At 42.7% G+C, this 12,434-nt stretch carries 9 protein-coding genes; 7 read left to right on the forward strand and 2 right to left on the reverse strand.

Annotation, left to right across the window (positions count from 1 at the left end; translation table 11 throughout):
• Window positions 1–161: 161 nt before the first annotated feature.
• A complete protein-coding gene (locus tag NWQ57_RS13950) occupies window positions 162–1,268 on the reverse strand; it encodes an SGNH/GDSL hydrolase family protein (RefSeq protein WP_306022769.1) in 1,107 nt (368 codons plus the stop codon).
• A 163-nt stretch (window positions 1,269–1,431) separates the two neighbouring features.
• On the opposite strand from NWQ57_RS13950, the gene NWQ57_RS13955 reads away from it, so the two are divergent.
• Together NWQ57_RS13955 and NWQ57_RS13960 are read left to right on the forward strand one after the other, a co-directional pair.
• Window positions 1,432–2,487 (forward strand): 2-dehydropantoate 2-reductase, encoded by a 1,056-nt coding sequence (locus tag NWQ57_RS13955; protein WP_306022770.1) that lies wholly within the window; start codon window positions 1,432–1,434, stop codon window positions 2,485–2,487.
• A 53-nt stretch (window positions 2,488–2,540) separates the two neighbouring features.
• The gene (locus NWQ57_RS13960; RefSeq protein ID WP_306022771.1) at window positions 2,541–2,927 is read left to right on the forward strand and encodes a PAS domain-containing protein; all 387 of its coding nucleotides are present in this window, start codon (window positions 2,541–2,543) and stop codon (window positions 2,925–2,927) included.
• A 45-nt stretch (window positions 2,928–2,972) separates the two neighbouring features.
• Here the strand turns inward: NWQ57_RS13960 and cysZ are convergent, their stop codons facing one another.
• Window positions 2,973–3,701: a sulfate transporter CysZ gene (cysZ, locus tag NWQ57_RS13965; RefSeq protein ID WP_306022772.1), complete on the reverse strand. Its 729-nt coding sequence runs from the start codon at window positions 3,699–3,701 to the stop codon at window positions 2,973–2,975.
• A gap of 478 nt (window positions 3,702–4,179) precedes the next feature.
• Between cysZ and smc the strand changes: the two genes are divergently transcribed.
• The 5 genes from smc (at window position 4,180) to NWQ57_RS13990 (ending at window position 12,315) form a co-directional block, all read left to right on the forward strand.
• Window positions 4,180–7,659, forward strand: a complete 3,480-nt coding sequence (gene smc / locus NWQ57_RS13970; RefSeq protein ID WP_306022773.1) for a chromosome segregation protein SMC — start codon at window positions 4,180–4,182, stop codon at window positions 7,657–7,659.
• 34 nt (window positions 7,660–7,693) lie between these two features.
• Window positions 7,694–9,061 (forward strand): cell division protein ZipA, encoded by a 1,368-nt coding sequence (zipA, locus tag NWQ57_RS13975; RefSeq protein WP_306022774.1) that lies wholly within the window; start codon window positions 7,694–7,696, stop codon window positions 9,059–9,061.
• A 114-nt stretch (window positions 9,062–9,175) separates the two neighbouring features.
• Window positions 9,176–11,209, forward strand: coding sequence for an NAD-dependent DNA ligase LigA (gene ligA, locus NWQ57_RS13980; RefSeq protein WP_306022775.1), 2,034 nt, complete (start codon window positions 9,176–9,178; stop codon window positions 11,207–11,209).
• Window positions 11,210–11,542, forward strand: a complete 333-nt coding sequence (locus tag NWQ57_RS13985; RefSeq protein WP_306022776.1) for a DUF3392 domain-containing protein — start codon at window positions 11,210–11,212, stop codon at window positions 11,540–11,542.
• 62 nt (window positions 11,543–11,604) lie between these two features.
• Window positions 11,605–12,315 carry a 2OG-Fe(II) oxygenase gene (locus tag NWQ57_RS13990; protein WP_306022777.1) on the forward strand — a complete coding sequence of 237 codons (711 nt, stop codon included), beginning with the start codon at window positions 11,605–11,607 and terminating at the stop codon, window positions 12,313–12,315.
• The last annotated feature ends 119 nt before the right edge of the window (window positions 12,316–12,434 follow it).

The following is a 12,434-nucleotide window of genomic DNA, read 5'->3' on the forward strand; positions in this document are numbered from 1 at the left end:
ATTGTATTAACTAGGATAACAGCACAATAAACTCTACCCTAACCAGTAATCGAGGATATCTTTAAAGTTTGTTTACTGGGTAGAACGTGGACAGCCGTATTTAGCCCTTAAATGACTTTCCACCTAGTTAAAAACCTTCAGCTAAGCTGCCAAAAAATTGCTTAATCCCACTGCATTTTTTTACGAATAAATGCACTCAGTTTTTTCGCGTTAGCGCGGTGCTGGGCTACACGAGGATGTTGGCCGTAACCAGTAAAATCAAAAAACAAAGTATCAATTTTATTGTCACCTGCTTGGCGCATATTACGCACAGCTTGGCGCACATAATTGGGCCATTTAGCGTCCTGTGTGGCGTCCATACTGCCTAAGGCACAAATAATTTGCGCCTTGGGGTAATGAGCACGAATACTTGTGACAAATTGTTGATAATGAGTCACTCGTTCTTCGTCGGAAGGGTGGGGGTGTAAACGTTTTTCCCGATCAATCAGCCACTTATCATTTTGCATCAGGTTTATTAACACGACATCGGGGGTCCATTGGGTAAAATCCCATTGAGTATCATTGTTACCCACCCCACTTAGCTGGTCGAAAAACTGCGGCATAATAAAGTCAAACCAGCTGATCATAACGCCAATACCGCTTTGTGAAATTGTATGTAACTCTGCATTTAGCTCTCTGGCGGCAATTGCGCCATAGGCGAGATAGTTGTTTTTGTCGGATTTTAGATGATCAGGGCCATTATCCGAGCCTTCATTACCCATACCACTGGTGATTGAATCACCATAGATTTCTATTCGTCGTTTGGGTTTTTGTGGCGGTGGCAGCATAGTGGCACCGTCTACGATTTCAATTCCCTTAAACCGTGTGCCGCCTTCTTCGCCTTCAGTGCGTTTGTATATCTCAACACTGTGGGCTCCTTGATTCAGCGCAGTGCTAATCGTGTAAGTATGTAATCCTTGTTTAGCCTGCAGCACATAAGGTGACTCAATGTCATTATCGATGATGATGTTGAAATAGTTTTGACCTTTCTCGTCATCTAACACGACAGAGAGTGAAGAACCACTAAAATTGGCTTTGATGCTGGTGCCAGGCCACGTTACCAATGGGCTATCCGCTTGACTAAAATCGATGCGGCCGCTGTAAACATAATGGTTGTCGCTCGCAGGGAAAAATTGCGCAGCCAGAAGTTGAGACGAAGCAATACTTAATAACAGGATGGCAGTGGCATTTTTGCAAAATAGGGTGGGCAACATCAATTTTTTAGGCATACGTATCCAAGCAAATAAACATCTTTAGAAGCTTTCAATCTAAAACATTTAAGAAAAAAACGGAAACCCTAAGCAAAAAACATAAACGCGATTTTTTGCTTTTATTTGATCTGTGCAGTACGTGAACTGTGATACGCTCAAATTTTACCAGTTTGATTGAGTGATGAAAGAAGCAACGAAGAACTCCGAGAAAAAAAGCCACCATCTTGTCTTTGGCGCTGGTTTAATTGGCTGTTATTTAGGTGGTGTGTTGTCTCACGTCGGTTTGAGTGCCTTTCTGGTTTGCCGGCCGCTTATTCAAAAAAAATTGTCTGAGGGAATTACATTAACAGATTACCTAGGACATAAAAGTCCCGCTATCTCTTTAAAATTCATAGGACAAAATGCAAAAAACGCCTTAACAGAAATTGATTTTTTATGGCTAACGGTCAAATGCACTGGTATTGAACAAGCAGTGAAAGACATCGCTCCTTATGTGAGTGAACAGACCGTGATTTTTTGCTGTCAAAATGGTTTAGGCTCTGAGGCGATGGTTAAACAGGCATTTCCTAACAACACTGTTTTGCGTGTTATGGTGCCTTTCAACGTGGTTGAGCTAAACGCAGGGCACTATCATCGTGGCTCTCAGGGGACGCTGACCATTGAGTCTATACCAGCAACTGAGCGGGTAGTTCAGGGGCTAATGAGTAACATGCAATGCGATTTTCTGCAGGTCACAAATAGCCATGATATGTCGGCTTTGTTGTGGGCAAAGTTACAACTTAATCTGGGTAACAGTATTAATGCTTTAGCTGATATACCGGTAAAAGCAATGTTGGAGCAACGGGCTTATCGTTTAGTTATCGCTAAATTAATGCGTGAATTACTTGCCGTCACTGATGCGATGTCGATTGTCTTGCCCAAAGTTACCTCCTTGCCTGCCCACTGGTTACCTGCAGTACTGAGTTTGCCTGACTTTTTGTTTAAACGGGTAGCTAACACCATGCTGGCGATTGACCCCAAGGTTCGTACTTCAATGTGGTGGGACGTATCTCAAAATAAATCAACAGAAATTGATTATTTAAATGGCGCCATTGTTGAACAAGCAAGGAGGCTAAATATTGATACGCCGGCTAATCAAAAAATCATTGCACTTATAAAAGGTATAAAAATACAGGGTGAAAATAAAGATAGGCAGCCGCCGATTGATGGAATTAGACTACTAAAAATGTTGGATTAGTCATCTTAGCTTTTGTAAAGTCAGCTGTAGATAATGAGAAAGGGCGTAAGGATATGAACCAAAGCACATTTCACACCGAACTGTTTGAGCTTATGCCGGTCCCCATTGCCATTACAAAGTCCATTGAAAATAGCACCAATGCGGCAATTGTTTATATTAATCAATGTTTTTTAGACGAATTAGGCTGGGATATAAACGACATTCCAGATAAAAACACGTGGTGGACCAAGGCCTATCCTGATGAAGACTATCGTAAGGTAGTTGAACGGCAGTGGGAATTAGTCACGAGTAATGCAGCGGATAACAATGAAAAAACCGTTAGCATTGTGGTTAATATTGTCACTAAATATGGTGATATAACGCGTTATAAAGTTTCAACCTTGCTTGATGACTATTTAAATGAAGGCTGCAAGGTATCGGTATTTACTCGTGTAGTCTGAGCAAGCGTATGGTGTGCCAGTGAATTTTTTGGCACACCAAGGCATTTAATCTCGAACCTTATGTCGAAGATCATCCACCCACATTGCAGTGGCTCCGCACACGGCAACAGGCATCACTAAAAAGTTAACTAAGGGGATCATCGAACCAATACTCACCGCAATACCAAAACTAAAAGAGTTACCACGGCTGGCATGCAGAGTGCGCCGCATGCGATTAAAATCGACTTTGTGATTGTCAAAAGCGTAGTCACAATATTGTATAGCCATCATCCAGGCACTGAATAAAAACCATAAAATCTGTCCAAAAACCGGCAGGATAAAAAACAAAAGTAAAAAGCCAATGGCTCTTGGAATGTAATAGGTAAATTTAGACATTTCCCTACCAAAGGTACGAGGTATGTCTTTTACAATATCAACCAGCCCCGAATCCCCTAAACTTTTCCCCGTTAAATGCAGCTCCACTTTTTCAGCTAACAAGCCGTTAAAGGGCGCGGCAATCCAATTGGCCAAGGTGCCAAAAATAAGCGCGAAGACCAGCAAAATACTGATAACGGCAATAGGCCAAATGATGTAGCTCAAGCCTTCTTTTAACCAGCTAAGCCATTGCCAATCAGGAATTAGATCGACCACCCACACGATGCTTTCACTAATTTGACCAAACAAAAAATAGAATGCGGTAGCAAAAAGCAATAAATTGACCACAAGGGGGATAAAGACGAAACGCTTAAGCCCCTTTGTGGTAATCAGACTAAAACCTTGAAAAAAATAATGCACGATGTTCCCTCTAACTTGATAAAGTGCGAAGCTGTCGCAGTGGAAAATATAAGGTCATTAACCAACCCAAGTATAAGGGCTGATGGTCATTGATCAAAACGTCAATTGTTACACTTGATGACTTTGCTGATCAATCCTCCTTTTGCTAAGAGCGCTGGTGCTTGATGAATGAATCGTGAGTTAATAACCGATAGCGACTGTCAATAATGCAGTTATCTTTTTCGGTCAATGCGACTCAGTATTTTTGAATCCTGGTGCTGAGGAAACTCAATATATTCTGACTTAGTGAGTCGTCCACCTAACTGCCTGTTTTTTACGCGAGGCCCTTTAAAAACCGGTTGAATGTAAACCAAAAACAGACTTGCTTGGTAGATTTAGCGTTTTAGGTAAAACGCTAATTGTGACACTTGACGACATTTGATACATTCGCAGTAGTTCGCATAAAAATTATAAAATCATCGGAACACGCTGTGTCACTATGCGCTTAAAAAAAATTAAATTGGCAGGGTTTAAATCCTTCGTCGATCCAACCACCATTCCATTTCCAGATGACATGACCGCGATAGTCGGGCCAAACGGCTGTGGCAAATCTAATGTCATTGATGCGGTGCGTTGGGTATTAGGCGAAAGCTCTGCTAAAAATTTGCGCGGTGATGCCATGACCGATGTCATTTTTAATGGCTCAACGGCGCGTAAACCGGTATCTCAATGTAGCGTAGAATTGGTGTTTGATAATTCATCAGGGCGAATCCAGGGTGAATATGCCGGCTACAACGAATTATCAGTAAAACGCATTGTAACCAAAGATGCTCAATCAAGTTACCTATTAAACAACAGCAAGTGCCGCCGCCGTGATGTCACCGATTTGTTTTTAGGCACAGGTCTGGGTCCGCGTAGCTATGCCATTATAGAGCAGGGCATGATCTCACGACTAATTGAGTCTAAACCTCAAGAACTTCGGGTATTTATTGAAGAAGCCGCTGGGGTGTCAAAATACAAAGAGCGCCGCAGAGAAACAGAAACCCGTATTCGTCACACCAAAGAAAATCTTGAGCGACTAGCTGATGTACGCGGGGAGCTTGGTCAGCAGCTTGAAAAACTGCAGCGTCAAGCGGCAGCGGCCAAACGTTACAAAGAACTCAAGCAGCAAGAGCGTACCTTAAAAGGCCAGTTAGCCGCGATACGCTGGTTAAAGCACAGTAAGAAAATTGAGGGGCTTGAACTCGATATTGAAAAGAAAAATAACGACATCGAAGCCTACGTTACTCGTCAGCGTGGTGAAGAAAAAGACTTAACAGAATTTAAAGAAAAGCAGCAAGAGCTCAAACTGCAGCTTGGGGATGTGCAACAACACATTTTCAAAGTAGCGACCGATATCAGCCGTATCGAGCAAAATCAAATTCATACCAAACAACGCCGGCAAAAAGTTGAACAAGAAATCAGCGTATTGCAAAGTGCCATTTATGAACACGATGTTCAATTACAGCAACATAGTGAAACACTGAGTGATTTATATGACCAATTAAGCTTGGCCGAACCAGAAAAACAGGTACTTGAAGAACAGTTAGATGAGGCCCAAGAGCAGCTTTTTAGCAGCGAACAACACGCCAATCAGCAGCAAAGCCAGTGGCGAATGCAAGAACAATCGTATCAAAATAGCAAACAACAAGCGCAAGCTTGTCATGGTCAAATTCAGTCACTACTCAGTATGCAACAGCGCACCGAACAGCGCATCAGCGACATAAAAATAGAATTATCAGAGCTGGTCGACGCTGAATCAGAAGTAGAGCTTGAACAAGTCCATGCAAGGCTTGCCGAATTACAACAGCAAGTAAGTGTCAGTGGTGAAAGTTGGCAAAAAGAGCAAGATGGCCTAGTAGCACTGCAGCAACAAGTAAAGCATCGAGAACAGCAGAAACTGAGTCAACAAGGCGACTTACAGCAGATTAAAGCCCAGTTAAGCGCATTACGTTTACTACAAAAACAGGGTGAAACCAATAATGCGCTGGCTGACACCTTATCGCAGCATAAGCTCAAATATGATCTGTGGTGGCAAACCTTAGAGGTTAAAGCAGGCTGGGAGAAGGCGTTTGAGTGCCTGACTCAACATTGGCAACAAGCGGTGCAGTTAGAAAATGCGTCTGGGGTATTACCTTACATAGAAGATTTTGTTGGTAGCAAACTGCTATTGCTGGATGAGTATTCAGATAATATTCCACCAAACAGTGTTGCTGCTAAATTACACAATCCTCGAGTGCCTACTTGGCTTTGTGATGTATTTATTGCTGAAACAATTGAACAAGCAAAAACAGTTGTGACTTCACTTGCCCCTCATCAAAGCGTCATTACCCCGCAAGGGTATTGGTTAGGACATGATTGGCTCATTGTCGGAACGATGACACAACAAAGCGGTTTACTGGAGCGTGCCAGCCAAATTTCGCAGCTTGAAGAGCTACAAAGTGAGAGTGAAAAACGCATACAGCATTTAGAAGACGAACTCGATGAGTTGCAAGGTGAATTGGAAAATGCCACGCAAAAAGTCAGGCTGGCCAAGAGTCAACATGATGGATTTCAGCAGCAACATCAGCAGGTACACACGCAATTAACCTTATTACAGGGGCAGGTGCAACAAAATACGGGGCGCATAGAAAAACTGCAAAATGAACTAATCAAACAACAAGAACTCGCCGCGGATGAAGAAGAGCAACTGGCCCAACTATCAATGCAGGCTGAAGAGTTAGAATTGAGCGTGGCTGATTTGCATGAACAACAAGCTGGTATTGAGCAGGCCAGAGAAGCAAACCAAAGCAAGATTCAAATAGCTCGAAATCAAGTAGACAACAGTAAAACGAAACTGCATCAACTTGCCTTATATTTGCAAAGCATTCAAAGCCAATATAGTAATTTACAAACCACACAGGCTCGAGAAGCCCAGCAACTAAAAAACATGCATGAAAAGCTGGCTGAGCTAAAGGCAGAATTTATCGAGTTAAGCTTGCCCTTAGAGGATCAAGCCGAAAATCTGCAATTATTGTTAGAGCAGCGCGCTGCATTAGATTTACAGCAACAAGACCTCACTGAGCAATTAAGCGAAATTGACAAGCAAATCAGTCTCGCTGAAAAAGGACAGCAGGGCGTTACCGACAAAATTCAGGCAATGCTAACCGAATTACAAAGTATCAAGCTTGAATGCGAAGGTTATCGGGTGAGGGCAAATGGCGTACTGGAACAATTGCAAGAGTTACAACAATCCTTAGATGTTGTGCTTGAACACTTACCACAGGGCGCGGATGAAAACCTGTGGCAACAGGAACTTGAAAAAACCAGTGCTGCCGTAGCCCGTTTAGGTGCAGTAAATTTAGCCGCAGTGGAAGAATATGAAATACAAGCAGAACGTAAACTTCATCTAGACACTCAAAATGACGATCTCGTTTCAGCCTTAGATACCCTTGAGCAAGCAATCCGTAAAATTGACAAAGAAACCCGTTCGCGCTTTAAAGAAACGTTCGATCAAGTCAACGAAGATTTAAAAATGTTGTTTCCCAAAGTGTTTGGTGGTGGCTCAGCGTACTTGGAACTAACCGATGATGATCTACTCGAAACAGGGGTAAGCATTATGGCAAGACCGCCAGGAAAGAAAAATAGTACAATACACCTGCTTTCTGGTGGAGAAAAAGCGCTGACCGCTTTATCATTGGTGTTCGCCATTTTCAGACTTAATCCGGCCCCTTTTTGTTTGTTGGATGAAGTAGACGCACCCCTTGACGATGCCAACGTTGGTCGTTTTTGTAAATTGGTATCAGAAATGTCAAAAACAGTGCAGTTTATTTATATAACCCATAATAAGATTGCGATGGAAATGGCTACACATCTAACCGGTGTTACCATGTCTGAACCAGGTGTGTCACGCATGGTTGCAGTAGATGTAGAAGAAGCTGTGGCGATAGCCCAAGCTTAATGATGAATAATAATAAAAAAGGGTAAATGTTTAAATGGATGATGGTGTATTTCGTTGGATATTACTGGCTCTAGGTAGTTGCATTATTATAGCCGTATTGGTCCATGGTATTTGGACTTCCAGAAAAAACAGTCAAAGTAAACTAACCAAGCGCGGAGCTGGTAAACCTCAATTGCAGCCCAGTGGGTGGCATGATGATGAGTTATCAGAGGATGATTCGTCACAAGGAGCCGCTGAGTTTTTCACCCGAGATGACGACAAAAGAGACATTAAAATTGATTTTGATGTCGAGCAAGGCAAGGCGCCTAAGGCTCGTCAAGTGCCAGGCGAAGGTGAATTTGACGATCTAGGTGTTGGTGCTGTAAGAATTGTGAGTGCCAAACCAAGTAGTTCAACTGTCGCGCAGCCCATAACTGACAGCGTCGATGATATTCCAAGTTTAGATGATTTTGAGCCCTCTAAACCAGCCATCGTTCCTGAAGTAAAACCGGTTTCCACTGGCAAGGTATATGCCTCTGTTGTCAGCCAGCCTAAACCTGAATATGCCGCTAAATACGGCAATGGCAGTGGTGCTAAGAGCACGTCAACTGCAAATACGGCTAAACCTGCAGACGAATATCAAGCACCTGAGCCACCGCCTTTTTTGTTAAAAAAAGACGAGCCGACATTGCCACAAACATCGGCAGTGGATATGGATGCCTTGAAGAAAAACGCGCAACAAACGCCGCCGCTTGAACAGCCAAAAAGTGCTGAGCCTGAGCCAGTCAAACCGCCTGAGCCTGCGCAAGAAAAGGTCAGCTTAGCCGAACAAGCACGCCAGTTAGTGATGGGGAAAAAAGCAGATATTGCCGGTAAAAAGCGCCGTGAGCCGAAAATTGCAGAAGACCAATTGCGTATCGATTTTGAAGATGAGCCGGTAAAAGAAGCGGCACCTGCGTCGTCAGAGCCTAAGGCGAAACCGGCGGAAATAGCCCAAGAAGTCTTGGTGTTAAACGTCAAAGCAGCAGAAGGACATCCTATCCAAGGTGCGGCCTTGTTACCGATGTTACTGACCTTAGGGTTTAAATTTGGTGATCAAGATATCTTTCATCGCCATGTCAACGCCAACGGTAAAGGCCCAGTTTTATTTAGTTTGGCCAATATGTTTAAACCGGGTAATTTCGATATTGACAACCTCGAGAATTTCACGACTTTGGGTATTTCATTGTTTATGATCTTACCTATTGAAGGTGACCCTCATCAGGTATTTAACATGATGCATAATGCGGCTCGAAAAATCGCTGATGAATTTTCTGCTCACGTTTATGATGGGAGACGGGCATTATTGACCAAGCAAAGCTTGCAGCAATACGTGGAAAAAATACGTGAATTTGAACGCAAGCGTATGGTTAACCGCCAATAGTCTAATACCAAATAGTACAGAAGCTAAGCCCTGATTACCTCGCTAATCTAGGGCTTTCTAATTCTTTATACTTTCTATTTTCATGTGTTAATTTTTACAGTGGAATGCTAATCAATGGCAAACTTAAACGATGCGACTCTGCGCCTCAATCAATTAAAAAAAGACATTGCTGAATTTAATTATCAGTATTACGTGCTTGATAATCCAACGGTGCCTGATGCTGAATATGATCGTTTGATGCTTGAACTGAAGCAAATTGAACAAACCTTTCCTGAATTGATTAGCAGCGATTCACCCAGTCAAAAAGTAGGCGGCACGCCACTGGCACAGTTTGCGCAAGTTGAGCATGAAGTACCGATGTTATCTCTGGACAATGCCTTTGATGAGGCATCTTTTTTAGCTTTCGAAAAGCGCATGCAGGACCGAGTAAAACGCAACGATGACATTGCTTATAGTTGCGAGCCAAAATTAGATGGTTTAGCGGTGAGTTTATTGTATGAAAATGGCAAGTTAGTGAGAGGGGCAACTCGAGGTGATGGCAGTGTAGGGGAGAATATTACCGCGAATGTGCGCACCATTCGTAATGTACCTTTATCACTACGCGGCGATAGTTTTCCTGCTCGCTTAGAAGTGCGCGGCGAAGTGATCATGACCCGAGATGGTTTTGCTGCACTTAACGAGCGCCAAGCGAAAGAGGGCAAAAAAGTGTTTGCTAATCCACGTAACGCCGCAGCGGGAAGTTTACGACAATTAGACTCACGAATTACCGCAGCACGGCCTTTATTGTTTTTTGCTTATTCATTGGGCCTAGTAGAAAACGAACAAGCGCCTTTAGCGCCAACACATTCAGCCCGTTTAGAGCAGCTCAGTGTTTGGGGGTTGCCGCTAAGCCAAGAATTAGATGTGGCAGTAGGTGCACAGCAGTGCTTGGCTTACTATAAAAAGATTGGCGAACGTCGCGATAGCTTAAATTATGATATCGACGGTGTCGTATTTAAAGCCGATAGTATCGCGCTGCAACAAGAACTTGGCTTTGTGGCCCGTGCTCCGCGCTGGGCCATTGCCCATAAATTTCCGGCCCAAGAAGAAATGACGCAAGTCCTTGATGTGGAGTTTCAAGTTGGCCGGACGGGAGCGATTACACCCGTAGCCCGTTTAACGCCGGTATTTGTGGGTGGTGTGACCGTTTCTAATGCTACTTTGCACAATCAAGATGAAATTCAGCGTTTAGGTTTAAAAATCGGTGACAGTGTTATTGTTCGCCGAGCAGGGGATGTAATACCACAAGTAGTTGCCGTGGTTGACGCTAAACGCCCAGCTGATGCTCAAGATATCAGGTTTCCAACTCATTGTCCGGTATGTAACTCAGCGGTAGAAAAAATAGCTGAAGAGGCCGTAGCTCGCTGTACCGGAGGTTTGTACTGCGCTGCCCAGCGTAAAGAGGCAATGAAACATTTTGCTTCTCGTAAAGCCTTCGATATTGATGGCATGGGCGACAAAATAATTGAACAATTGGTGGATCAAAACCTGGTTCTCACACCAGCTGATTTCTTTACATTAGAATTTATGCAATTGGCTAATTTAGAGCGCATGGGTGACAAATCTGCTGCGAATTTACTTATTGCTATTGGGAAGAGTAAAAGCACTACTTTAGCTAAGTTTTTGTACTCTCTGGGTATTAGAGAAGTGGGTGAGGCCACAGCTGCCAATTTAGCCAAACATTTTTGTGATTTAGACGCCATCATCGCGGCTGATTTAGAAGCGTTGCAAGCGGTCAGTGACGTTGGAGTGGTGGTAGCAGAACACGTGTACAACTTTTTCAGAGAAAGTCACAATCTTGAGGTGATTGCTGCTTTGATTCAGGCAGGCATTACCTGGCCTAAGATTGAAAAAATCGCTCTTGAGTCTCTTCCTTTAGCCGGACAAACCTATGTTTTGACCGGTACATTAAGCCAAATGGACCGTAATGAAGCGAAAGAAAAACTGCAAAATCTTGGCGCAAAAGTGGCAGGCAGTGTTTCAGCTAAAACCTCAGTGGTCGTTGCTGGGGCAAGTGCTGGCTCTAAGCTTGCTAAAGCCGAATCACTGGGCATACAAGTCATGAATGAAGAGCAGATGTTACAATTATTCAGTGAATTAGAGGCATAAATGGACGCTATTTTATCGCTATTAAGCCAACTTAGCCGAGTTATGCAGCCACATTATTCGGCTATCGCGCTGAGCATGGTAGCCACCGTATTAGTCATATATGGTGATGTGCTGAATAAACGTTTAAAACGTTTTGTTAGTCCTCATCATTTTATTATTCGTACCTTAGTATTTGTTGTGGTGTGCGCGTTTGGTTATGGATTATTAACGGTTTTCGCCGCGCCTTTTGTAAAACAACTTTTGCTCATGATCCCCTTTGTGTATCGCGGAATATCAATTATTTTGATATTTTTACTGTTGGGGTATTTGGCCGAACATCGCAGGTATATATAACAACCTTAAGGTCTGAAAATGATACTTTCTAGCAGTGCTACAGCTCTCGGAATATAAACGACATGCATCAATCTGAACAGTTTATCGAGGTTTATGAAAAGGCGATTAGTCCAGCCTTATGTAAGCAATTTATAGACATCTTTGAAAATAGTGAGCACAAGGAGATTGGGAGAACAGGAGGTGGTGTTGACCTAGATAAAAAACGCAGTTTTGATGCGTTAATTTCCTCGCCTCAATTTGAGCCTGTTTATCAAGCAATTTTACCCATCATAACCAAATATGTAATGGCGTATTTTGCCAAGTATCATTTTGCGCTAATAGGACCGATAGGGCTTACTGTGCGTCATCCTAAAACAGGACAAGCAGTAAAACTTAATGACGACAATTTTTCAGATGTAGGTCAAGCAAACTTGAGTAATTTAGTTCAACATTTATTTCGTTTAGGTGAAATAAATATGCAAAAGTATGTGGTGCAACAAGGCGGTTATCCTTATTGGCATTCTGAGGTATTCCCACAGATCGGGCACAATGAATCGTTACACCGGGTACTGTTATTTATGTTTTATTTAAATGACGTTGAAGACGGTGGTGAAACAGAGTTTGTTTACCAAAACGTCAAAATAAAGCCAAACGTCGGCTCAATGGTCATAGCACCCGCTTATTTTACGCATACTCATAGAGGAAATGTACCGCATTCAAATGATAAATACATTCTTACTTCATGGGTGTTATTTAATCAAGCTGAGCAAATTTATAAAGGGCAAGGTAGCTAAAAAAGTCAAATGTAGATTAAAGGTATATTTCCCTAATAATTGGTATAAATAATCTTTTCCTACCTTAAAATCGCCAAGCAATAAAACGACTTATCTTACTCCCTTGGCTCATGTTGACG

The sequence above is a fragment of the Paraglaciecola sp. genome, assembly GCF_030730205.1.
In the GTDB taxonomy this organism is placed as follows: domain Bacteria; phylum Pseudomonadota; class Gammaproteobacteria; order Enterobacterales; family Alteromonadaceae; genus Paraglaciecola.

Excerpts from the sequence above, each read along its gene's own strand:
- zipA (WP_306022774.1), top strand. The coding sequence starts at position 7,694 with ATGGATGATGGTGTATTTCGTTGGATATTACTGGCTCTAGGTAGTTGC.
- NWQ57_RS13960 (WP_306022771.1), top strand. The coding sequence starts at position 2,541 with ATGAACCAAAGCACATTTCACACCGAACTGTTTGAGCTTATGCCGGTC.
- NWQ57_RS13985 (WP_306022776.1), top strand. The coding sequence starts at position 11,210 with ATGGACGCTATTTTATCGCTATTAAGCCAACTTAGCCGAGTTATGCAG.
- NWQ57_RS13955 (WP_306022770.1), top strand. The coding sequence starts at position 1,432 with ATGAAAGAAGCAACGAAGAACTCCGAGAAAAAAAGCCACCATCTTGTC.
- ligA (WP_306022775.1), top strand. The coding sequence starts at position 9,176 with ATGGCAAACTTAAACGATGCGACTCTGCGCCTCAATCAATTAAAAAAA.
- NWQ57_RS13950 (WP_306022769.1), bottom strand. The coding sequence starts at position 1,268 with ATGCCTAAAAAATTGATGTTGCCCACCCTATTTTGCAAAAATGCCACT.
- smc (WP_306022773.1), top strand. The coding sequence starts at position 4,180 with ATGCGCTTAAAAAAAATTAAATTGGCAGGGTTTAAATCCTTCGTCGAT.
- NWQ57_RS13990 (WP_306022777.1), top strand. The coding sequence starts at position 11,605 with ATGCATCAATCTGAACAGTTTATCGAGGTTTATGAAAAGGCGATTAGT.